At 73.0% G+C, this 20,871-nt stretch carries 17 protein-coding genes; 12 read left to right on the top strand and 5 right to left on the bottom strand.

Translation table 11 applies throughout. The features are described from left to right. Positions 1-44 precede the first annotated feature (44 nt). Genes sufD through ACIA8O_RS32115 form a run of 6 tightly spaced genes read left to right on the top strand, consistent with a single transcriptional unit; the run spans position 45 to position 4,497 of the window. Complete coding sequence (gene sufD / locus ACIA8O_RS32140; RefSeq protein WP_396297528.1) at positions 45-1,274, top strand: Fe-S cluster assembly protein SufD; 1,230 nt, start codon at positions 45-47, stop codon at positions 1,272-1,274. After that, complete coding sequence (locus ACIA8O_RS32135) at positions 1,274-1,591, top strand: bifunctional 3-phenylpropionate/cinnamic acid dioxygenase ferredoxin subunit (RefSeq protein ID WP_396297527.1); 318 nt, start codon at positions 1,274-1,276, stop codon at positions 1,589-1,591. The genes sufD and ACIA8O_RS32135 overlap by 1 nt, the downstream gene beginning before the upstream one ends. A gap of 6 nt (positions 1,592-1,597) precedes the next feature. Then, complete coding sequence (sufC, locus tag ACIA8O_RS32130; protein WP_396297526.1) at positions 1,598-2,362, top strand: Fe-S cluster assembly ATPase SufC; 765 nt, start codon at positions 1,598-1,600, stop codon at positions 2,360-2,362. Between the two features lie 2 nt (positions 2,363-2,364). Further along, positions 2,365-3,633, top strand: coding sequence for a cysteine desulfurase (locus ACIA8O_RS32125; RefSeq protein WP_396297666.1), 1,269 nt, complete (start codon positions 2,365-2,367; stop codon positions 3,631-3,633). Between the two features lie 14 nt (positions 3,634-3,647). Next, positions 3,648-4,100, top strand: coding sequence for a Fe-S cluster assembly sulfur transfer protein SufU (sufU, locus tag ACIA8O_RS32120; RefSeq protein ID WP_396297525.1), 453 nt, complete (start codon positions 3,648-3,650; stop codon positions 4,098-4,100). Positions 4,101-4,122: 22 nt separating this feature from the next. After that, on the top strand, positions 4,123-4,497 hold the full coding sequence (locus ACIA8O_RS32115; RefSeq protein WP_396297524.1) for a metal-sulfur cluster assembly factor: 375 nt from the start codon (positions 4,123-4,125) through the stop codon (positions 4,495-4,497). A gap of 57 nt (positions 4,498-4,554) precedes the next feature. Here ACIA8O_RS32115 and ACIA8O_RS32110 read toward each other — a convergent pair whose 3' ends face one another. Together ACIA8O_RS32110 and ACIA8O_RS32105 are read right to left on the bottom strand one after the other, a co-directional pair. Continuing rightward, positions 4,555-6,864: an FG-GAP-like repeat-containing protein gene (locus tag ACIA8O_RS32110; RefSeq protein WP_396297523.1), complete on the bottom strand. Its 2,310-nt coding sequence runs from the start codon at positions 6,862-6,864 to the stop codon at positions 4,555-4,557. 167 nt (positions 6,865-7,031) lie between these two features. Continuing rightward, positions 7,032-8,357: an MFS transporter gene (locus ACIA8O_RS32105; RefSeq protein ID WP_396297522.1), complete on the bottom strand. Its 1,326-nt coding sequence runs from the start codon at positions 8,355-8,357 to the stop codon at positions 7,032-7,034. Positions 8,358-8,714: 357 nt separating this feature from the next. Between ACIA8O_RS32105 and ACIA8O_RS32100 the strand changes: the two genes are divergently transcribed. Then, positions 8,715-10,325 carry a hypothetical protein gene (locus tag ACIA8O_RS32100; protein ID WP_396297521.1) on the top strand — a complete coding sequence of 537 codons (1,611 nt, stop codon included), beginning with the start codon at positions 8,715-8,717 and terminating at the stop codon, positions 10,323-10,325. Between the two features lie 59 nt (positions 10,326-10,384). On the opposite strand, the gene ACIA8O_RS32095 is transcribed toward ACIA8O_RS32100, so the two are convergent. Continuing rightward, entirely contained in the window at positions 10,385-10,828 is a 444-nt protein-coding gene (locus ACIA8O_RS32095; RefSeq protein ID WP_396297520.1) for an SRPBCC family protein, read from the bottom strand. Positions 10,829-10,901: 73 nt separating this feature from the next. After that, positions 10,902-11,348, bottom strand: a complete 447-nt coding sequence (locus tag ACIA8O_RS32090) for a VOC family protein (protein ID WP_396297519.1) — start codon at positions 11,346-11,348, stop codon at positions 10,902-10,904. 196 nt (positions 11,349-11,544) lie between these two features. Here ACIA8O_RS32090 and ACIA8O_RS32085 point away from each other — a divergent pair, with 196 nt between their 5' ends. Both ACIA8O_RS32085 and ACIA8O_RS32080 read left to right on the top strand, forming a co-directional pair. Beyond that, positions 11,545-12,711, top strand: coding sequence for a hypothetical protein (locus ACIA8O_RS32085; protein ID WP_396297518.1), 1,167 nt, complete (start codon positions 11,545-11,547; stop codon positions 12,709-12,711). 140 nt (positions 12,712-12,851) lie between these two features. Continuing rightward, positions 12,852-14,342 carry an alkaline phosphatase PhoX gene (locus tag ACIA8O_RS32080; protein WP_396297517.1) on the top strand — a complete coding sequence of 497 codons (1,491 nt, stop codon included), beginning with the start codon at positions 12,852-12,854 and terminating at the stop codon, positions 14,340-14,342. Between the two features lie 37 nt (positions 14,343-14,379). Here the strand turns inward: ACIA8O_RS32080 and ACIA8O_RS32075 are convergent, their stop codons facing one another. Beyond that, positions 14,380-15,990 carry a PucR family transcriptional regulator gene (locus ACIA8O_RS32075; protein WP_396297516.1) on the bottom strand — a complete coding sequence of 537 codons (1,611 nt, stop codon included), beginning with the start codon at positions 15,988-15,990 and terminating at the stop codon, positions 14,380-14,382. Positions 15,991-16,198: 208 nt separating this feature from the next. Here ACIA8O_RS32075 and ACIA8O_RS32070 point away from each other — a divergent pair, with 208 nt between their 5' ends. From ACIA8O_RS32070 to ACIA8O_RS32060, 3 genes are all read left to right on the top strand, one after another. Further along, positions 16,199-17,695, top strand: coding sequence for an L-lactate permease (locus ACIA8O_RS32070; RefSeq protein ID WP_396297515.1), 1,497 nt, complete (start codon positions 16,199-16,201; stop codon positions 17,693-17,695). A 331-nt stretch (positions 17,696-18,026) separates the two neighbouring features. Continuing rightward, positions 18,027-19,655, top strand: a complete 1,629-nt coding sequence (gene pruA / locus ACIA8O_RS32065) for an L-glutamate gamma-semialdehyde dehydrogenase (RefSeq protein WP_396297514.1) — start codon at positions 18,027-18,029, stop codon at positions 19,653-19,655. A 279-nt stretch (positions 19,656-19,934) separates the two neighbouring features. Further along, positions 19,935-20,864, top strand: a complete 930-nt coding sequence (locus ACIA8O_RS32060; RefSeq protein WP_396297513.1) for a proline dehydrogenase family protein — start codon at positions 19,935-19,937, stop codon at positions 20,862-20,864. Positions 20,865-20,871 lie beyond the last annotated feature (7 nt).

Below are 20,871 nucleotides of genomic sequence, written 5' to 3'. Positions count from 1 at the left end.
CGTCACCCGCCCACAGATTGAGGAAGAGAGCACCACGAACAGCCATGGCTGAGCAGAACACTTCCGGCTCCACCACCGCCGGTTCGATCGAGGTCGGCACCGCCGGCGCCGGCGCCCAGCTGGCGGGCCCCGGCACCGGCCGGGCCACCGTCAAGCAGCCGATCGACGCCCGCGTCGCGGTCAAGCCCTCGTACGACGTCAACGACTTCCCGGTGCCGCACGGCCGCGAGGAGGACTGGCGGTTCACCCCGCTGCACCGCCTCGGCGGTCTGCACGACGGCACCGCCGCCGAGGGCGCGCAGGGCCAGGACAAGATCGAGCTGAGCCTGCCCGAGGGCGTCACCGCCGAGACCGTCGGCCGCGACGACGCCCGCCTGGGCAAGGCCGGCAAGCCGGTGGACCGGGTCGCCGCGCAGGCGTTCTCCGCCTTCCAGCAGGCCCTGGTCGTCACCGTCCCCAAGGAGACGGTGCTCACCGAGCCGGTCAAGATCGACGTGCACGGCGAGGGCGGCACCGCCTTCGCGCACGTGCTGGTCGAGGTCAAGCCCTTCGCCGAGGCGGTCGTGGTGATCAACCACACCGGCACCGGCGTCCGGGCGGCCAACGTCGAGCTGCTGCTCGGCGACGGCGCCAAGCTCACCTTCGTCTCCGTCCAGGACTGGGAGCGGGACGCGGTGCACGCCGCGCAGCACACCGCCCTGGTCGGCCGGGACGCCTCGCTCAAGTCGGTCGTGGTGACCTTCGGCGGCGACCTGGTCCGGCTGCACCCGCGCGTCACCTACGCCGCCCCCGGCGGCGAGGCCGAGCTGTACGGCCTGTACTTCGCGGACGCCGGCCAGCACCTGGAGCACCGCCTGGTGATCGACCACGACACCCCGCACTGCCGGTCCAACGTGGTCTACAAGGGCGCCCTCCAGGGCCAGGACGCGCACGCGGTCTGGGTCGGCGACGTGCTGATCCGCGCCGCCGCCGAGGGCACCGACACCTACGAGCACAACCGCAACCTGGTGCTCACCGACGGCGCCCGGGTGGACTCGATCCCGAACCTGGAGATCGAGACCGGCGAGATCGTCGGCGCCGGCCACGCCTCCGCCACCGGCCGCTTCGACGACGAGCAGCTCTTCTACCTGATGGCCCGTGGCATCCCGGCCGACGAGGCCCGGCGCCTGGTGGTCCGCGGCTTCTTCGCCGAGCTGGTCCAGCAGATCGGCGTCCCGGAGATCCAGGACCACCTGATGGAGAAGATCGAGGCCGAGCTGGAAGCGGCGGTCTGATGAGCTTTCTCCGTGCCTGCGCGCTGAACGACCTCGCCGAGGACACCCCCAAGCGCGTCGAGCTGAACGGCGTGCCGGTCGCCGTCGTCCGCACCGAGGGCGAGGTGTTCGCGATCAACGACATCTGCTCGCACGCGAACGTGTCGCTCTCCGAGGGCGAGGTCGAGGACTGCATGATCGAGTGCTGGCTGCACGGCTCCAGCTTCGACCTGCGCACCGGCAAGCCCAACGGTCTGCCCGCCACCAAGCCGGTCGCCGTCTATCCCGTGAAGATCGAAGGGGACGATGTGCTCGTCTCCGTCAACCAGGAGTCCTGAGTACACATGGCAACGCTTGAAATCCGTGACCTGCACGTCTCCGTCGAGGCCGAGAACGGCCCCCGCGAGATCCTGAAGGGCGTCGACCTGACGGTCAAGCAGGGCGAGACGCACGCGATCATGGGCCCCAACGGCTCCGGCAAGTCCACCCTGGCCTACTCGCTGGCCGGCCACCCCAAGTACACCGTCACCGGCGGCTCCGTCCTGCTGGACGGCGAGGACGTGCTGGAGATGTCGGTCGACGAGCGCGCCCGGGCCGGCGTCTTCCTCGCCATGCAGTACCCGGTCGAGGTCCCCGGCGTCTCGGTCTCCAACTTCCTGCGCACCGCCGCCACCGCCGTCCGCGGCGAGGCCCCCAAGCTGCGCACCTGGGTGAAGGAGGTCAAGGAGGCCATGGCCGCGCTCCAGATGGACCCGGCCTTCGCCGAGCGCAACGTCAACGAGGGCTTCTCCGGCGGTGAGAAGAAGCGCCACGAGATCCTCCAGCTGGAGCTGCTCAAGCCGAAGATCGCGATCCTCGACGAGACCGACTCCGGCCTGGACGTCGACGCGCTGCGGATCGTCTCCGAGGGCATCAACCGGGTCCGCTCGACCGGCGAGGTCGGCACCCTGCTGGTCACCCACTACACCCGCATCCTGCGGTACATCAAGCCCGACCACGTCCACGTCTTCGCGGGCGGCCGCATCGTCGAGTCCGGCGGTGCGGAGCTGGCCGACAAGCTGGAGAACGAGGGCTACGAGTCTTACGTGAAGGGCGGCGCTTCCGAGTGACGATTCATCATCCCGGCTCGGCGCTGACCGGGCTCCTGGACACTGACGCGATCCGCAAGGACTTCCCGGTCCTCCAGCGGCTGCTGCACGACGACAAGCAGCTGGTCTACCTGGACAACGCGGCCACCTCGCAGAAGCCGCGCCAGGTGCTGGACGCGCTGAACGCGTACTACGAGCGGCACAACGCCAACGTGCACCGTGGTGTGCACGTGCTGGCCGAAGAGGCCACGGCGCTCTACGAGGGTGCCCGCGACAAGGTCGCGGCGTTCATCAACGCGCCGAGCCGGGATGAGGTGATCTTCACCAAGAACGCCTCGGAGTCCCTCAACCTCGTTGCGAACATGCTGGGTTGGGCCGACGAGCCGTACAAGGTGGACGCCGACTCGGAGATCGTCATCACCGAGATGGAGCACCACTCCAACATCGTGCCGTGGCAGCTGCTCTCGCAGCGCACCGGCGCGAAGCTGAAGTGGTTCGGCCTCACCGACGAGGGCCGTCTCGACCTCTCCAACATCGACGAGCTGATCACCGAGAAGACGAAGATCGTCTCCTTCACGCTGGTCTCCAACCTGCTCGGCACCGTCAACCCGGTCGAGACCATCGTCCGCAAGGCCCAGGCGGTCGGCGCCCTGGTGCTGATCGACGCCTCGCAGGCCGCCCCGCACATGGTGCTGGACGTCCAGGCGCTGGAGGCCGACTTCGTCGCCTTCACCGGCCACAAGATGCTCGGCCCGACCGGCATCGGCGTGCTGTGGGGCCGTCAGGAGCTGCTGGAGGACCTCCCGCCGTTCCTCGGTGGCGGCGAGATGATCGAGACCGTCACCATGGGCGCCTCGACCTACGCCCCGGCCCCGCACAAGTTCGAGGCCGGCACCCCGCCGATCGCCCAGGCGGTCGGTCTCGGTGCGGCCATCGACTACCTGTCGAACATCGGCATGGAGAAGATCGCCGCCCACGAGCACGCGATCACCGAGTACGCGGTCGAGCGCCTGCTGGAGGTCCCGGACCTGCGGATCATCGGTCCGCGCAGTGCCGTGGACCGGGCCGCCGCGATCTCCTTCACGCTCGGCGACATCCACCCGCACGACGTCGGCCAGGTGCTCGACGAGCAGGGCATCGCGGTCCGGGTCGGCCACCACTGCGCGCGGCCGGTCTGCCTGCGCTTCGGCGTGCCGGCCACCACCCGGGCCTCGTTCTACCTCTACTCGACTCCGGGTGAGGTCGACGCGCTGGTCGACGGTCTGCACCACGTCCGCAACTTCTTCGCCTGAGGGGTGAGCGCGGCATGAAGCTGGACTCGATGTACCAGGAGATCATCCTGGAGCACTACAAGAACCCGCACGGCAAGGGTCTGCGCGACGGCGACGCCGAGGTGCACCACGTCAACCCGACCTGCGGCGACGAGATCACCCTCCGGGTGAAGCTCGACGGCCCGGTGGTCGCGGACGTCTCCTACGACTCGCAGGGCTGTTCGATCAGCCAGGCCAGCGCCTCGGTGCTGAACGAGCTCGTCGTCGGCAAGACGGTCGGCGAGGCCCAGGCGATCCAGGAGGCCTTCCTGGAGCTGATGCAGAGCAAGGGCAAGGCCGAGGGCGACGAGGAGGTCCTGGAGGACGCGGTCGCGTTCGCCGGGGTCTCCAAGTTCCCCGCCCGGGTGAAGTGCGCGCTGCTGAGCTGGATGGCCTGGAAGGACGCCACCGCCCAGGCGCTCTCCGAGCACCCCGTCGTCAACGACTGAACTACGTGATGAGGAATCACCCATGAGCGACACCGAGGCCGGCACCCCGGCCGAGGGCCCCGTCCAGATCGTCGGCACCACCGCCGGCACGGTCTCGGTCGAGGACCTCACCGAGGCCCTGATGGACGTGGTCGACCCCGAGCTGGGCATCGACGTCGTCAACCTGGGCCTGATCTACGGCATCCACATCGACGAGGGCGACGTCGCCACCATCGACATGACCCTCACCTCGGCCGCCTGCCCGCTCACCGACGTGATCGAGGACCAGGCCAAGACCGCCACCGACGGCCTGGTCAAGGACCTCCGGATCAACTGGGTCTGGATGCCGCCGTGGGGCCCGGACAAGATCACCGACGACGGCCGCGACCAGCTCCGCGCGCTCGGCTTCAACGTCTGACCCGACGTCAGGAAGGCCCGGCTCCCCTCCAGGGGGAGCCGGGCCTTCGGCGTTGGCTCAGGAGCGGGTGAAGTCGAAGGCGGTCGGGGCGGAGCGGTTGCCGCTGGGGTCGAGGGCGGTCACGGTGAGGCGGTGGGGGCCGGTGCCGAGGCCGTCCAGGGGGACGGAGAGGGTGTTGTGGAAGGCGTCCAGGGTGGTGGGCGGGGCGCCGTCGAAGGAGTACTCGTAGGCGGCCACCCGGCCGTGGTCGTCGGAGGAGCGGACCAGCAGGCTGGTGGCGGCCTTCACGGCGGCGGGGGTGGTCAGGTCGGCGGTGCGCTTGCGGTCGACCAGCAGGGTGCCGTCGGACCAGCGGTAGAGGTTGACCGGTGACTGGGTGGCGTACACCTTGCCCTGGCCGAGCTCGGTGAGGTCGGAGAGCGAGCCGGCCGCGAGGACGGGGCGGGAGCCGCCGAAGCCGCCGGTGCCCACGCCCAGGTTGAGCCGGAGCGGGGAGCGCGGGCGGCGGGTCAGCAGGTCGGCGTTGCCGTCGCCGTCGAAGTCGGCGGTCAGCACGTCGGAGGCGTTGCCCCAGGGGCTGACGGAGGCCCACTTGAGCACGGCCGGGGCGCCGAACAGGGCCGGGGTGGTGCCGGTGGAGGGCAGGAACTCGGTCTGGCCCTTGCCGGGGGCGGTGGAGCTGTACTGGTTTGCCCAGTGCAGCACCAGGTCGTCCTTGCCGTCCTTGGTGAAGTCGGCGGCGACCAGGTCCTCGACCGCCTGCCAGCCGCGGCCGTCGGAGACCGGGACCTTGGTGGCGTACAGGCCCTGGCCGGTGGCCGGGTAGAGCGCCGTCGCCCCGGTGGTGTCGCGGATCAGCAGGGAGGTGGAGCCGCTGCCGGTGAAGTCCCCGGCGAGCAGGTCGGCCGTGCCGGGCAGCTTGTCGGCGCCGCCGGGGCGGACGGTGACGGCCCCCGAGACGGTGTACGCGCCACCGGTCTTGACGACGGGCCGGGCGCTGACGTGGTCGTCCGCCCAGCGCACCAGCAGGTCGCGGCTGGTGGGGGAGAGCAGGTGCCCGTACGCCAGGTCCACCGCGTTCAGCAGGCCGCCCGGGACGGGCAGCGGGTACGGGGCGGAGAGGGTGCCGTCGGCCCGGCCCTCGGTGATGGCGGCGGTGCCGTCGTCGTACTGGACCAACAGGTCGGCGAGGGCGTCCTCGTCGAAGTACCCGGCGGTGAGGGAGCGGACGCCGGTCCAGCCGGAGGCCAGCTGGCGGGCGGCGCCGAAGCCGCCCTTGCCGTCGCCGGGGTGGAGCACGACGGTGCCGGTGGCGTAGCGCAGCACCAGGTCGGGCGCACCGTCGCCGGTGAAGTCCCCGGCGGTGCGGTCCACCGCGTTGACCCAGTCGTTGCCGGAGCCGATCAGGCCGGGGGAGTTGAAGGCCAGCGGGGCCGACGGGGCGGTGGTGTCCTGACCCCAGGTCAGCTCGGCCCGGTAGAGCAGGTGGTCGGAGAGGCCGCCGGCCGGGTCGGTCCAGGCCTTCGGGGAGGTGAAGGCGGCGGCGCTGCCGAAGACGTAGTCGAACTTGCGGGTGTCGCCGATCGGCACGGTGTTCGGGGCGCTGTCGAAGGTGGTGGTCCGGCCGGAGCGGCAGTCCGCCAGGTGGCGGCAGGCGGGCGGGAAGTACAGCCGGTCCCGCTGGTCGGCCTCGATGAAGGTGCCGTTGCCGTCCTGCGCCTGGTAGAGCAGCCCGAGGTTCGGGTCGGTCGGGTCGGCGTTGAAGTCGCCGGAGAGCACGGTCGGACGGCCCTGGCCCCACTCCTGGATGCGGTCCAGCACCACCGGGAGGCCCTGGGCCCGCAGGCCGCCGAGGCCGCCGTCCAGGTGGACGTCGCAGGCCTGGACGGGGTGGGTGCCGACGGTGGCGTTGGCGCAGATCAGCGGGCGCGGCTCGCGGGCCGGGTCGAGCGGCTTCATCACCAGGCTGCGGAAGACCGGCTGGTGGACGGTCTTGACCAGGAGGGCGGCCCCGAAGGAGGTGGTGACGCCGCCCCACTTCTGGCAGCCGCGCTGACCGGTGCTCAGGTCGAGGCCCTTGAGGTACGAGAGCGTGTACGCGGGGAGGGCGGCGCGGAGCAGGTCCGCCTGGCCGGCGCAGACCTCCTGGAGGTTGACGACGTCCGGGTCGGAGGAGGTGAGGGCCGCCTTCATGGCGGCGGTCCAGTCGGCGGGGGCCAGCGGGGACTGGCAGGAGGACTGGCCGCAGATGTTGTAGGTGACCACCTTGAGCGGCGGCTCGGCGGCGGCAGCGGAGGCGTGGCCGGGTATCAGGGCGGTGAACAGGGCTGACAGCAGGACGGCTGCCTTGACGTGAAGTGATCGCACGACAGGGCACCCTAGCGACACGGGGTCACGCCGGGCGGAAGGTGGTTACCCCGGGGGCGCGGGGAACTGCGCGCTGTGGAAAGGCAGCACCTGCAACTGGCTGACGGTGGGTCAGTTGCAGGTGAGCCGCCTTCCGACCCGCGCAGTTCCCCGCGCCCCCGGAGGCATCACCTCTTTCCGCTGAGGACCGCTCCTGCGAGGCCGAGGCAGGCGACCGCCACCAGGCCGACGAAGACGGAGACGGCGGGGAGGAGGCCGTAGGCCTGGACCGCGGCGCCCACGCCGACGATGGGGAGGGAGGAGCCGAGGTAGACGATGACCCAGAGGGCGGAGAGTTCGGAGCCCCTCCGTTCGGGGTCCATCGCGGCGACGGCGGTGGTGAAGAGGGAGCGGAAGGCCACGCCCTGGCAGGCGCCGCCGAGGACGCTGCCGAGGAAGAGGAGCGCGGCGGTGCCGGTCCAGGCGGCGGTGACGACCAGGCCGAGGCCGAGGGCCAGGCCGGCCATGCCGACGGCGATGACGACCCGGTCGGTGGTGGGCGGGATGAGCAGCTGGGCCACCGCGGAGGAGCCGAGCAGCAGGGCGGCCACCACCGCGCCGATCAGCGAGGAGCTGGAGCCGAGCAGCTTGGCGGAGAACGCGGGGGCCAGGCTGAGGTAGACGCCGAAGACCGCGTAGGAGGCGAAGCCGGCCCCGGCGGCGAGCAGGAACTCGCGGCGCCCGGTGCGCGGCAGCCGCAGCCGCCGCGGCCGCAGGTGGGCCGGGGTGGTGACGCGCGGCGGGGCGGCGGCCGGGCGGCGGCCGCCGGGCATCCGGGGGTGGACCAGGGCGAGCGGGACGCAGAGCACCAGCAGCAGGATCGCGTGCACCAGGAAGGGCGTCAGCAGTGGGTGCTCGCCGGAGGAGAGCAGCGAGCCGACCACCGGGCCGATGGCGACGCCGCCGGCCGAGCAGGCCAGGGTGAGCTTGGCGGCCAGGGTCTGGTGGTCGGGGAGCAGGTCGCCGAGGGCGGCTCCGGCGGCGCCGGTGGCCAGGGCGACGGCGACGCCCTGGACGGCCCGGCCGGCGGCCAGCTGCCAGAAGCTGCCGGCGGTGGCGAAGAGCGCGTCGCCGGCGGCGGCCAGCGCCACGGCGGGGAGGATCATCGCCCGGCGTCCGAGGTGGTCGGACCAGTGGCCGACGGCGGCCAGCACGGGGACCAGGGCGAAGACGTAGACGGTGAAGAGGATGGTGGTGTCGAGCGCGGTGAGGCCGAGCTGACGCTGCAGTACCGGGTAGATCGGGGTGGCCAGGTTGGCGCCGATCAGCAGGAGCAGCAGGGCCGTGGCCACCAGGCCGACGCGGACGCCGCGCAGCGCGTTCCAGCGGCTGATCGCGGAGAGCTGGAGCTGCGTGCGTGGTGCGAGCTCCAGGGGGAGCAGGGCCTCCGAGAGCCGGCGTCCTTCGAACTGGGCGGTGCCCAGTCCGGCGCCGGCGGGGGAGAGGTCCGCCATGGCAGGGGTCTCCTGTGGCCGGGCACCACCGAGGGCGGCCCGGGCCTGGGGTGGTGGCCTGCCGGCGGAGCCCTGGTGGGGCGGGGAAAACGAGGGGGGTGGGCGACGTTGCCCTGGGTGCGGTCCGTGGGTTGTGGTACCGCGCGCCTGGTGAAGGATACGTGTTCGAAAGGGTGGCAAATCGCCCTCCGGGGTGTCGTCTGCGCCACTTCTGCAAGTCCTGGTCCGGACTGCGTCAGGTGCGGGCCCTCCGGGGCGAGTGCCGAGGTCGGAGCGGTGGCGCTCGGCGTGCGGCCCGGGCGGGCGGGGGCTCGGACGGCTACGCTGAGTTGACGGACCGGCACCATCCGGTCGGCAGTGACCACCGCCACACCGGGAGAGCGCAGCACGATGGCCGGACGACGCAGCACCCCTGACAACCCGTCGGACAGCCCGGCCGCCGAGAGCCTGCTGCCCGCCGACTACGACCTGGCCGACCTCTACGGGGCGTTCGCCGCGCACGGCCGCCCGGACGAGGACGACGCCGCGGTGCTGGTGCCGCCGGTCGAACTGCCCTCGGACCGGGAGCTGGCCGACGCGGCGCTCGCGGTGCCGCTGATCGGCCAGGCGCTGAAGCTGGCCCGCTGGGCCGCCCCGCACCGGCCGGTGGACGAGTTCGGCGACCTCCCGGCGGCCGACCGGGCGCCCGCCGCCCGGCTGATCGGGCTCGGCGAGGGCGAGGAGGCCGAGGTGGAGGCCGTCCGGGCCTGGTCGCTCGCCTGCGACCTGGACCTGGTGGAGATCGGCACCACCGAGGCCGGCGCCCACGTGGCCATCCCCGGCCCCGACCTGGAGGCCGCCGAGCAGGGCGACGAGGAGACCGTCCTCGAACTCTGGCTGACCGCCGCCGGGATCGTCCGCGAGCTGGCCGCCGAGGCCGACTCGCTGGACCTGGAGGACGAGGACGGCGGCGCGGACGACGACGACGAGGACCGGCTCTCGGCGGTCGAGGAGTCCCGCAAGGCGGCGGCCGAGCTGCTGGACGAGGCGCTCCAGGTGCTCTACGAGACCACCGCCTTCGCCGAGCCCGGCGAGGAGACGGTGCCGCTCGGGGTGCTGGCCGCGCTGCTGGTGGTGCCCGAGGGCGAGGAGCCGGACGAGGAACTGCTCGGCGACATCACCGATCTGATGGTCACCCTCGACCCGATGCTGGCCGACCTGGCCGAGCTCGGTCTGCTGGAGCACCGGCCGATCGACCCCGAGCTGTTCGAGGAGGAGGACTCCCCGGCGGCCGGCGACGAGGAGCTCAGCGAGGAGGAGTCGGCCCGCTTCGGCCTGGTCCGGCTGACCCCGCTGGGCCAGTACGGCGTGCGGCAGTGGCTGCTGGAGGAGGGCTACGACGCCCCGCTGGTCGGCGAGCTGGCCCAGGGCGACGCCGAGACGGTGCTGCGCGCCGTCACCGAGACCGCCAACGTGCTGCCCGAGCGGGAGCTGCTGATCTGGCTGGCGGGCAAGGACCCGGCGGCGGCCGCGCGGGAGCTGCTGGCGGCGGCGCGGGGCGCGGACGCGTTCTCGCCGGTGCGGCGGCTGCTGGTGGTGCAGACGCTGGAGATGATCGGGGAGCCGGCCCGCCCGGCGGCGGCCGAGGTGCAGGACGACCCGGAGCTGGGCGGCGCCGCCCGGGCCTGGCTGCAGGCGCAGGGCGAGCAGGTGGTGGCGCCGGAGCGCTCGATGGTGCTCTGGACCACGGTGGACGGCTTCGCCGCGCAGCTGCTCACCAGCGAGGGCGAGGCGGAGGTGCTGCGGCGGCTGGTCGCCGAGCTGCCGGTGACCGCCAACCCGGCGAGCTTCTTCGGCGAGCTCTGGCGGATCGACCACCCGTACACGGCCGACGTCCTGGAGGCCATCGGCGAGCTCCACCTCGACCGCACGGTGGCCAAGGAGGCCCGCAAGGCGGCCTTCAAGGCCCGCTCCCAGCAGAAGGGCTGACACCGGGTCGGTCGGGGAGGGGCGGCCCCGGCTGCTCGCCCCTCCTCCCGCCGGAGGTGTCAGGCCGTCAGGTGGCGCAGCAGGCCGCGGTGGCCGGCGCGCATCATGGCGGCGTGGTTGGCCAGGAAGAGGGGGCGGGCGACGGGGGCCAGACGGCGCATCAGGGGTTTGGCGGGGCGGACCTCCTCCTCGAAGACCGCGCGGGTGCCGGGGCCGTCGGGGCGGACCGTCCAGCGGGACCAGCCGACCAGGTCGCCGGTGAGCTCGGCGGCCAGCAGGCCGGCGGCCTCGTCCTGGAGCTGCTCACGGGCCGTCAGGAGCAGGGAGTAGGGGAGGACGGAGCGGATCAGGAGTTCGCCGGTGTGGTCGTCGAGGCGGCGGACGGTGCGGATCTGCGGCCACCAGTCGGGGTAGTGCTCGACGTCCCGGAGTGCCGCGTAGACCCGGGCCGGGGCGGCGGGCAGGGCCCAGGCCGAGGTCAGGCGGTAGTGGTTGGCGTCCATGGTCCGGTGCCCTCCCGAGCGGCGCGGCGGTCTCCTCCGGGAGTGGTGCCCGCCGCGGGGCGGGCCCGCACGCTCAGGGGAGGTCGAGCTGGCCGGCCTCGGTGAAGGGGAAGAAGGGGTTGTGGGCCAGCTCCCAGAGGTGGCCGTCCGGGTCCTCGAAGTAGCCGGAGTAGCCGCCCCACTCGGTGGCGGTCGGGGGCTTGACCACGGTGGCGCCGGCGGCCTCGACGGCGTGCGTCATGGCGGCGTCCACCTGCTCGCGGGACTCCAGGTTGACCGCCAGGGTGACGCCGCGGAAGGAGGGCTCGCCGGTGGCGGGGACGCCCGCGTCGGCGGCCAGCTCCTCGGAGGGGAAGAGGCCGAGTGCCGAGTCGGCGGTGCGGAACCAGACGATGGAGTCGTTGGAGGCGCCGGAGCGCTGCCAGCCGAGGGCCTGGTAGAAGGCCTCGGAGGCGGCGAGGTCGCTCACTCCGAGCGTGACGATGCTGATCCGGGCGGGGAACGGCGTGGCTGCGGTCATGCCGCCCAGGGTAGGCAAGGCTACTGACATTTCCGGGCGTACGGGGCCGGAGCCGCGAGCTGCCAACCGTACGGGGGAAGCTGATGGCCCGGCAGGTCCGGGGCCCGTAAGGTGGGGCGGGTTCTGACCTCGCCTCCCCTGGGGCGGGGTCGGCGGCGAGCGACGGCGAGGCGAGCACGCGGGGGTGCGGCAGAGGATGAAGAGGCAGGACGCGACCAGGCCCCAGGAGCCCGAGGACTTCTACGCCGACCACGAGGAGCACAGCCGGCGGGTGCTCGCGGACGCCGACTTCCCGGTCTACGGCGTGGACCGCTCCGAGCACGCCCACGGCCTGCACCGGGAGGGGCCCGACGGCGGGCCGGCCGAGGAGGGCGGGCCGGCCGGGGACGGTGACGTGCTCGCCGAGTACGAGGTCAGCAACGGCCGGCTCGGCTGGGTCGAGGTGCGCTCCGGGGACTGGAGTTCGGTCGAGGGCCCGTACGTGACCGTCCGCACCTACCGCCCCGGCGCGGAGCACCGCTCGCTGCCCGAGCTGGAGGACCTGGTCGAGGACGAGCGCGACCGGGTCTACGAGCAGTTGGAGGTCGACGAGGGCGACGGGCCCGGCGCCGTCCGCGCGCTGCGCGAGTGGATCACCGTCGAGGGCGAGCCCAGGGCGCTGCAGATCCACGAGGACCGCCGCCCGGACGCCGAGCCGCCCGCCCCGCCGGTCTGGGCCGGGCGTCTGCGGGTGGACGGCGTGACCGTCCAGGTGACCGGCCGCGGGGTGCCGCCGGGCGGGGTGGAGCTGCGCCGGATCGAGGACTTCGAGCGGTACGTGCTGGGCCGCACCGACCTGCTGCGCCGGCTGGCGCTGCGTCAGGAGCGGCTGGCCGTGCTGGAGGAGCGGGAGCTCCCGCCGGTGGCCGGGCTGGAGGCGCACCGGGCGGTGATCGAGCACGCGGTGCAGGAGGCGGTGGCGCTGGCGGCGCAGGCCCGGGCCCGGACGGCGCCGCGGCTGCCCCGGCGGCTGCGCGGGGAGGCCGGGGCGGTGCGCTGGGAGGCGGCCGTGCGGCAGCAGATGCGGCTGGCCTCGGAGACCAGGGAGGAGGCCGGGGACGCCGTCACCGCGATGGTCAACCACCTCACCCGGCTGGCCCAGAACACCGACTGGGCGGTCGGTACCCCGGAGGGCTCGGCCGCGGTGGAGGAGGTCGTCCGGTACACCGTGTTCGCCAGCGAGGTGCCCAGCCTTCCGGCCCAACGGGCCTGGGAGCGGCTCTGGTTGGGCGGTGCCCCGCGGGTCCGGGGAGCGGCGCCGGCCGCCGAGGAGGCCTGGCTGACGGCCTGGGAGCAGTGGCGGATCGAGCGGGTCGGACGGTGAGTGAACGGGTGGTCACGCTTCCGTTTGTTCGAATACGGTAGGCAAATCACCACTCTGACGAGGCGTCGGGTTCACCTCCGGTTCACCGGGGGAGCCGAGTCTGCTGGGCGTCGCGCCCTCCCACACTCACAGGAGTGAACATGTCGCTGTCCCGCCGGGACTTCGTCAACCGTTCGACCGCCATCGGTGCCGGTGTCCTCATCGCCGGCAGCGCCGAGGTGCTGGCCACCGCGCCCGGAGCCATCGCGGCCCCGGTCGGCGGCGAGGGCGTCGCCGAGGCGGAGACCGCCCCGGCCGCGGCCCGCCGCGCCGTCGGCTACGGCGAGCTGATCGCCGACCCGAAGGGGATCCTGGCGCTGCCGCGCGGGTTCAAGTACCGCGTCATCACCCGCACCGGCGAGACCAAGCTGGTCACCGGCGAGTTCACCCCGAGCAACCACGACGGCACCGCCTCCTTCGAGGGCCGGCACGGCGCCACCCTGCTGGTGGTCAACCACGAACTGGGCGGCGCCCGCGCCAACTGGCCGCACCCGGTGCCGCTGCTGGAGGGCCACGTCTACGACCCGGGCGCGGCCGGCGGCTGCACCGTCGTCGAGGTGAAGAACGGCGGCAAGCAGGTCCGCGAGTGGGTCGGCATCGCCGGCACCGCCACCAACTGCGCCGGTGGCGCGACCCCGTGGGGCACCTGGCTGTCCGGCGAGGAGACCGAGGACAAGGCCGGCAAGAACGGCTTCACCAAGGACCACGGCTACATCTTCGAGGTCGACCCGTACGACCAGGCGGCCAACCGCGACCCGCAGCCGATCAAGGCGCTGGGCCGGTACGCCCACGAGGCGGTCGTGGTGGACCAGAAGCGCGGCCACCTCTACCTGACCGAGGACGCCTCCAACCCGAACGGCCTGCTCTTCCGCTGGACCCCGCCGGCCGGCTTCAAGCACGGCAAGGGCAAGCTGCGCACCCTGGCCGCCGACGCCGGCGTGCTGGAGGCCTTCAAGGTCTTCGACTCCAAGGGCGGCTTCGTCGACGACCTGTCCCGCGCCACCAAGGTCGGCACCGTCTACGGCGTGGACTGGGTCACGGTCAAGGACCGCGACGCGAAGACCACCTCGGTCCGCAAGCAGTTCGCGGCCGGTGAGGTCACCCGGGCCCGCAAGCTGGAGGGCATGTGGTGGGGGGACAGCGGCTTCTACTTCGTCTCCAGCTACGCCCGCACCGAGAGCCCGGGCGCCGCGCACGACGGCCAGGTCTGGTTCTACGACCCGAAGCGCCGCACCATCACCCTCAAGCTGCTGCTGGGCGTCAACACCGACGTCATGGGCGACCACGGCAACTACGACGGCCCGGACAACATCACCGTCTCGCCGTACGGCGGCCTGGTGATCGCCGAGGACGGCGAGGGCGTCTCGCACCTCTTCGGCACCACCGAGGACGGCAAGACCTACCCGATCGCCCGCAACGACCTGAACATCGGCACCGCCGAGGCGCCGGAGTTCAGCGAGTTCACCGGCGTGAACTTCTCCGAGGACGGCGAGACCCTGTTCGCCAACATCCAGTCGCCCGGCATCCTGGTCGCCATCACCGGCCCGTGGTGGCGTCTGCGCCACCGCGGCGGCCACGGCTACAACGACTGATCCGCGAGAGCCGTACCGGCTGCCCGCCGACGAGGTGTCAGACCTCGTCGGCGGGCAGCCGCAGTTGCAGCATCGCCAGCAGCCGCTGCTGCGGCTGGGCCAGGTCGATCCCGGTGAGCTGCTCGGCCCGGCGCACCCGGTACCGCAGGGTGTTGGGGTGGATGTGCAGCGCGTCGGCGGCCACCCGCACCTCGCCCAGCGCGTCCAGCCAGGCCAGCACCGACTCGGCCAGCCGGGTGCCGTGCCGCCGGTCGTACGCGGTCAGCGCGGTCAGCCGCGGGTCCCGCAGCCCGCCGCGCTCCTGGAGCAGCGCCAGCACCTCGCTCACCAGCACCTCGGCCTGCACGTCGATCAGCGCGGCCACCTCCAGCGCCACCCCGCCGCGGCCCATCGCGTCCAGGATCCGGTCCGCCTGCGCCCGGGACTCGGGGACCGCCGCCAGCCCGTCCACGGTGGCGCCGACCGCGGCCCGCAGCGGCACGCCCAGGTGCTCCCTGGCCGCCTCCACCACCTCCTGGGCCCAGGCCCGGACGGTGGACATCGGCAGCCCGGCCGGGAGTTCGGGCAGCAGCACGTAGACCCGGGAGTCGATCGGGGCGAGCAGCGCCGAGCGGTGCCGGGCGGCGGTGTGCACCGAGATCAGGCCGGTCACCTCGGCCCGGGTGAGCTCCAGGTCGGAGCCCTCGGAGGGCGAACCGGCCGCGTAGGCCAGCACGGTGGCGGGCCGCCGCAGGTCCAGGCCGAGGTGGGTGGCCAGCGTCTGCGGGCCGGTGGAGCCCTCCAGCAGGCCGGTCAGCAGGGTCCTGGTCAGCCGGACGTCGGCGGACAACTCCCGCCTGCGGCGCACCAGTTGGGCCGCCGCCACCCGGGCCGCACCGACCAGCGCCTGGTCCGCCAGCGGGGCCAGCGGCTGCGCGCCCTCCTGCACCCAGATGGTGCCCAGCGGCTGCGCCCCGGCCCGGATGCCGATCGCCAGCCGGCGCCGGATGCCCAGCTCCGGGTGCGGGTCGATGCCGATCACCGTGTCGGAGGAGCGCAGGTGCTGGAAGATGCCCCACTCGCGGAGCTTGGACAGGTACGGCTCCGGGCCCTGCCAGCCCAGGATGGAGAGCCGCCGCAGGTCGTCCACCTCGTCGCTGTCCGAGGAGCGCGAGTAGGCCAGCACCCGGCTGGAGGTGTCCTCGATCGAGACGATGCCGTTAGTCAGCACCGCGACGGTCTGCGCCAGCGAGAACAGGTCCCCGGCGTTGTGCTCCGGGGTCTCCGGGGCGTCCGGCCCGGCGATGATCGCCCGGGCCAGCGAGTCCAGGTGCTCCCAGCGGGTCTCCCGCCGCACGCTCAGCAGCGCCACCCCGGCCTCGGTGGCCGCCTCGCGCAGCGCGTCCGCCTGCCCCGGCGCGTCCAGCTTCACCGCCACCGCCGCCGCCCCGGCCCGTCCGGCCGCCCGCAGGGCCGGCAGCGCCGCCCGGCCGCGGGCCCCGATCGCCAGCACCAGCTCCCCGGCCGAGGCGGTGGCCGGGTCCTCCGGGTCGAGGATCGCCACGTCCCGCACCGGCACGTCCAGCCCGGCCGGGGCCGCCTGGAGCTCGACCAGCGGTTCGCCCAGCGACATCAGCAGCTGGCGCAGCGGCAGCCCGGCGGCGGCCATCCTCGTCTCCCATCCTCGTGCCCGGCGCGGTAAGGACCGCTCGGCCTGACGGCCCGTCACAGTGCCCCAACCTGACCTAGTCCCGGCCGGACTGTCCGGGCTTCGGGGCGATCGTGCGTCGGCGATGCGAGCCGTTCCTATTCTCGGCCCGGGGTGGCCGTGACCGCCGAGCGCCACCACCACGCCGAAACGTCCCTGGAGGACCGCGATGAACGCCGCGCTGGCGACCCTGCCGATCCTGGTCACCTTAGGGCTGCTGGCCGCCCGGGTGCGAGCCCTGTACGCCGCACTGGCCGCCCTGGCCACGGCGGTGGTGGTCACCCTCACCTCCTTCCGCCACCCGGCCGGCGAGCTGTTCCGGGCTGAGCTGCACATGCTCCCCACCATCGTGGAGCTGGCCGCCATCCTGTTCGGCGGCATCCTGCTCAGCGAGCTGATGAGCCGCACCGGCACCCAGAAGCGCCTGGGCGACTGGATCGGCGGCTCGGCCGGCACCGCCGCCCGCGCGGTGCTGCTGGTCCAGCTGGGCGTGACCCCGTTCGCCGAGTCGCTGACCGGCTTCGGCATCGGCGTGGTGGTGGCGATCCCGCTGCTGCGCCAGCTGGGCCTGTCCGCACCGAAGGCCGCCGTGGTCGGCCTGCTCGGCCTGGTCACCGTGCCCTGGGGCTCGCTGGCCCCCGGCAGCCTGGTCGCCGCCGAACTCGGCGGGGTCGGCTTCCAGGAGCTGGGCATCAACTCCGCGCTGCTCTCCGCCCCGGTCTTCCTGATCGCCGGGGCCGCCGCCCTGGTGGTCTCCTTCGGCCCGCGCCGGGCGCTGGCCGCGGCCGGCGAGCTGGTGCTCGCGGCCGGCACCCTCTGGCTGACCGTCTGGGCGGTGGACTACTTCATCGGCATGCCGCTGGCCGGCGTGCTCGGCGGCATCACCACCGTCGTGGTGCTGCTGCTGGTCTCCCGGCTGGGCGGCTCCGCCGCGGTCGCCGCGGCCCGCACCCCGCTCGGCCGGGCGCTGCTCCCGTACGCCTTCCTGGTCGCCGGCCTGCTGGTGAGCCGGCTCGCGCTCGGCCTGGCCGGGATCGAGGAGGGCTGGTGGGCGGTGCTGGCCGGCCCGGCCGGCTGGCTGCTGCTGACCGCGGCGCTCACCCCCGGGCTGCTCGGCACCGACGGCGCGGTGCTGCCCCCGGCCACCTCGGCCACCTTCGGACGCTGGTGGCAGGTCACCCTGACCACCGTGGTCTTCCTGGCCCTGGGCACCCTGCTGGCGGCCAGCGGGATGAGCCGGGCGCTGGCCGACGCCGGGGCCGCGCTGGGCTCCGGCTACCTGCTGCTGGCCCCCTGGATCGGCGCCGTCGGCGGCTTCCTGGCGGGCTCCAACACCGGGGCCAACGCGATGTTCGCCTCCAGCCAGGCGGCCACCGCCCAGCTGCTCCACTACCCGGCCGCCCAGCTGGTCGCGGTGCAGAACGTCAGCGCCGCACTGGCCTCCGGCGGCGCGGTGGCCCGCGTGGTGCTGGCCGCCCAGCTGGCCGAGAACGCCCCCGGCCCGTCCGGGCCCGCGGGGACTGAGGTTCCGTCAGGCGGTGTGGCGGTGCTGACCGAGACCGCGACCGCCGAGAAGGTGGACACCACCTACGTGCTGCGCACCGTGCTCACGGTGCACGGCCTGATCTTCCTGGTGCTCGGCGTGATCGCCGTCCTGTGGCGGTGAGCTCACGGTGGGCTGGCGTGAGTGGTGATGCCGGGGGCGCGAGGAACTGCGCGAGTTCGGAAGGCGGCCCAGAGCTAGATCGGGGCACGCGAGCCAGTTGCACGTGCTGCCGTTCCCCTGCGCGCAGTTCCTCGCGCCCCTGCGGGGCACTCTCCCAAGTGCCGGTCGGTTAGCCCGGTCGGGCGGCTTCGTTCACCCGTACAAGGGTGAGGGGCCGACTTTGGCTGCCAGGCCAAGCAAAGCGGTGGTCCCGGCGGCTTAGCGTTTCTTCATGGCCGGCGTGTGACCCCCGCCCGGCCTTCCCCCATGACGAGAAGGAGATCGCGCGCTCATGGATGCTGTGACCCAGGTCCCCGCGCCGGTGAACGAGCCGGTCCACAGCTACGCCCCCGGCACCCCCGAGCGGGCCCGGCTGGAGGCCAAGCTGAAGGAGCTGGGCGGCCAGGAGCCGATCCAGCTCACCATGACCATCGCCGGCGAGCAGCGGATGGGTGGCGGCGAGGAGATCCACGTCGTCCAGCCGCACAACCACGCGGCCCGCCTCGGCACCCTGCGCAACGCCACCCAGGACGACGCGCGCGACGCGATCGACGCCGCCCTGGCCGCGGCCCCCGCCTGGCAGGCGCTCTCCTTCGACTCCCGCGCCGCGATCTTCCTCAAGGCCGCCGACCTGCTGGCCGGCCCCTGGCGCGAGACCCTGGCCGCCGCCACCATGCTCGGCCAGTCCAAGACCGCGCAGCAGGCCGAGATCGACACCCCCTGCGAGCTGGTCGACTTCCTGCGCTTCAACGTGCACTTCGCCCGCCAGATCATCGCCGAGCAGCCGATCTCCTCGGACGGCGTCTGGAACCGCAGCGACCACCGCGCGCTGGAGGGCTTCGTCTACGCGATCACCCCCTTCAACTTCACCGCGATCGCCCTCAACCTCCCGACCGCCCCCGCCCTGATGGGCAACGTGGTGATCTGGAAGCCGTCCCCCACCCAGCAGTTCTCCGCGCACCTGCTGATGCGCCTGCTGGAGGCGGCCGGCCTGCCCAAGGGCGTCATCAACATGGTCACCGGCGACGGCCTGGCCGTCTCCGAGGTCGCGCTCAACCACCCCGAGCTGGCCGGCATCCACTTCACCGGCTCCACCGCCACCTTCCAGCACCTGTGGCGCGAGGTCGGCACCAACATCGCCAACTACCGCACCTACCCGCGGATCGTCGGCGAGACCGGCGGCAAGGACTTCCTGGTCGCCCACCCGTCCGCCGACAAGGCCGTGCTGAAGACCGCGATGACCCGCGGCGCCTTCGAGTTCCAGGGCCAGAAGTGTTCGGCGCTCTCCCGCGCCTACGTCCCGGCCTCGATCTGGGCCGAGCTCAAGGACGAGTTCCGCGACGAGGTCGACGGCCTGACCATGGGCGACGTCACCGACCTGTCGAACTTCATGTCGGCCGTCATCGACGCCCGCTCGTTCGCCAAGAACAAGGCCGCGATCGACCGCGCCCAGGCCGACCCGAAGGTCGAGGTCCTGGCCGGCGGCACCTACGACGACTCGGTCGGCTACTTCGTCCGCCCGACCGTCCTGGTCTGCGAGGACCCGGCCTCCGAGTACTTCAAGGACGAGTACTTCGGCCCGATCCTGGCCGTGCACGTCTACGAGGACGAGAAGTACGAGGAGATGCTGACCCAGATGGAGTCGGTCTCCTCCTACGGCCTGACCGGCGCCGTGATCGCCCAGGACCGCGAGGCCATCCAGGCCGCGATGCTGAAGCTCCGTCACGCGGCGGGCAACTTCTACATCAACGACAAGCCCACCGGCGCCGTCGTCGGCCAGCAGCCCTTCGGCGGCGGCCGCGCCTCCGGCACCAACGACAAGGCCGGTGCCAAGCAGAACCTCATGCGGTGGACCTCGACCCGCTCGGTCAAGGAGACCTTCGTCCCGCCGACCGACTACCGCTACCCCCACATGGGCTAGGACCGGCCGGCGGTCGGGGGGCAGCGTCGCGCCGCCGGGGCACGCACCTCGCCGGCTTCTCGTCGGTCGCCGATGCTCCGCATGGACTCTCCCCCAGCCTTCGGCCGGGAGGGGCCCCCTTCTCGGCGCCGCCGAGCTACGCACCCCGACGCCGCTCCTTCTCCCGCCCCCCGACCGCCAGCCGGTCTGAGTCGTCACTCCCCCCTGAGGGCGGCGGCGGAACCCCACGCCGCCGCCCTCACCCCTCCCCACCTGCTGAACCTTCTCCAGGAGTTCACGATGCTCCGTTCCGCCCTCCTCGCCGCGTCCCGCTCCCCGCAGGTGCGCACCGTGGTCGAGAAGTTCCCGCCCACCCACGCGATAGTCGAGCGCTTCGTCGCCGGCGAGCGCCTCGACCAGGCCGTCACCGCCACCGACGAGCTCATCGCCACCGGCCGCAAGGTCACCCTTGACCACCTGGGCGAGGACACCAAGGACGCGGAGCAGGCCGCCGGCACCGCCGAGGCCTACGAGCACCTGCTCGCCGCCCTCAAGGAGACCGGCCTGGCCGCCGACGCCGAGGTCTCCGTCAAGCTCTCCGCCGTCGGGCAGTTCCTCCCGGTGGACGGCGAGAAGATCGCCCTGGAGAACGCCCGCCGGATCTGCGCGGCCGCCGCCGACGCCGGCACCACGGTGACCCTCGACATGGAGGACCACACCACCACCGACTCCACCCTGGCCATCGCCCGCGAGCTGCGCGCGGACTTCCCGTGGCTGGGCGTCGTCCTCCAGGCCTACCTGCGCCGCACCGAGTCCGACTGCCGCGACCTGGCCACCGCCGGTTCCCGGGTCCGGATCTGCAAGGGCGCCTACAAGGAGCCCGAGTCGGTCGCCTTCCAGGGCAAGCACGAGGTCGACCTGGCCTACGTCCGCGCCCTGAAGATCCTGATGGCCGGCGAGGGCTACCCGATGATCGCCTCGCACGACCCGAACATGATCAAGATCGCCGGCCAGCTGGCCGACTGGAACGGCCGCAAGCGCGACAGCTTCGAGTACCAGATGCTGCTCGGCATCCGCCCCGAGGAGCAGCTGCGCCTCGCCGAGGCCGGCAACACCATGCGGGTCTACCTCCCGTACGGCCAGGAGTGGTACGGCTACTTCATGCGCCGCCTCGCGGAGCGCCCGGCCAACCTCACGTTCTTCCTCCGCGCCATGGCCACCCGGGGCTGACGGGTCG

Origin of the sequence: Kitasatospora sp. NPDC051853, assembly GCF_044452665.1 — a bacterium.
Classification (GTDB): Bacteria; Actinomycetota; Actinomycetes; order Streptomycetales; family Streptomycetaceae; genus Kitasatospora.
This window is presented reverse-complemented; position numbering and strand designations above follow the sequence as displayed.

What these genes read in the sequence shown, in the direction of transcription:
- sufD (WP_396297528.1), top strand. Translation starts at nt 45, where the DNA reads ATGGCTGAGCAGAACACTTCCGGCTCCACCACCGCCGGTTCGATCGAG.
- ACIA8O_RS32135 (WP_396297527.1), top strand. Translation starts at nt 1,274, where the DNA reads ATGAGCTTTCTCCGTGCCTGCGCGCTGAACGACCTCGCCGAGGACACC.
- sufC (WP_396297526.1), top strand. Translation starts at nt 1,598, where the DNA reads ATGGCAACGCTTGAAATCCGTGACCTGCACGTCTCCGTCGAGGCCGAG.
- sufU (WP_396297525.1), top strand. Translation starts at nt 3,648, where the DNA reads ATGAAGCTGGACTCGATGTACCAGGAGATCATCCTGGAGCACTACAAG.
- ACIA8O_RS32115 (WP_396297524.1), top strand. Translation starts at nt 4,123, where the DNA reads ATGAGCGACACCGAGGCCGGCACCCCGGCCGAGGGCCCCGTCCAGATC.
- ACIA8O_RS32105 (WP_396297522.1), bottom strand. Translation starts at nt 8,357, where the DNA reads ATGGCGGACCTCTCCCCCGCCGGCGCCGGACTGGGCACCGCCCAGTTC.
- ACIA8O_RS32095 (WP_396297520.1), bottom strand. Translation starts at nt 10,828, where the DNA reads ATGGACGCCAACCACTACCGCCTGACCTCGGCCTGGGCCCTGCCCGCC.
- ACIA8O_RS32090 (WP_396297519.1), bottom strand. Translation starts at nt 11,348, where the DNA reads ATGACCGCAGCCACGCCGTTCCCCGCCCGGATCAGCATCGTCACGCTC.
- ACIA8O_RS32085 (WP_396297518.1), top strand. Translation starts at nt 11,545, where the DNA reads ATGAAGAGGCAGGACGCGACCAGGCCCCAGGAGCCCGAGGACTTCTAC.
- ACIA8O_RS32080 (WP_396297517.1), top strand. Translation starts at nt 12,852, where the DNA reads ATGTCGCTGTCCCGCCGGGACTTCGTCAACCGTTCGACCGCCATCGGT.
- ACIA8O_RS32075 (WP_396297516.1), bottom strand. Translation starts at nt 15,990, where the DNA reads ATGGCCGCCGCCGGGCTGCCGCTGCGCCAGCTGCTGATGTCGCTGGGC.
- ACIA8O_RS32070 (WP_396297515.1), top strand. Translation starts at nt 16,199, where the DNA reads ATGAACGCCGCGCTGGCGACCCTGCCGATCCTGGTCACCTTAGGGCTG.
- pruA (WP_396297514.1), top strand. Translation starts at nt 18,027, where the DNA reads ATGGATGCTGTGACCCAGGTCCCCGCGCCGGTGAACGAGCCGGTCCAC.
- ACIA8O_RS32060 (WP_396297513.1), top strand. Translation starts at nt 19,935, where the DNA reads ATGCTCCGTTCCGCCCTCCTCGCCGCGTCCCGCTCCCCGCAGGTGCGC.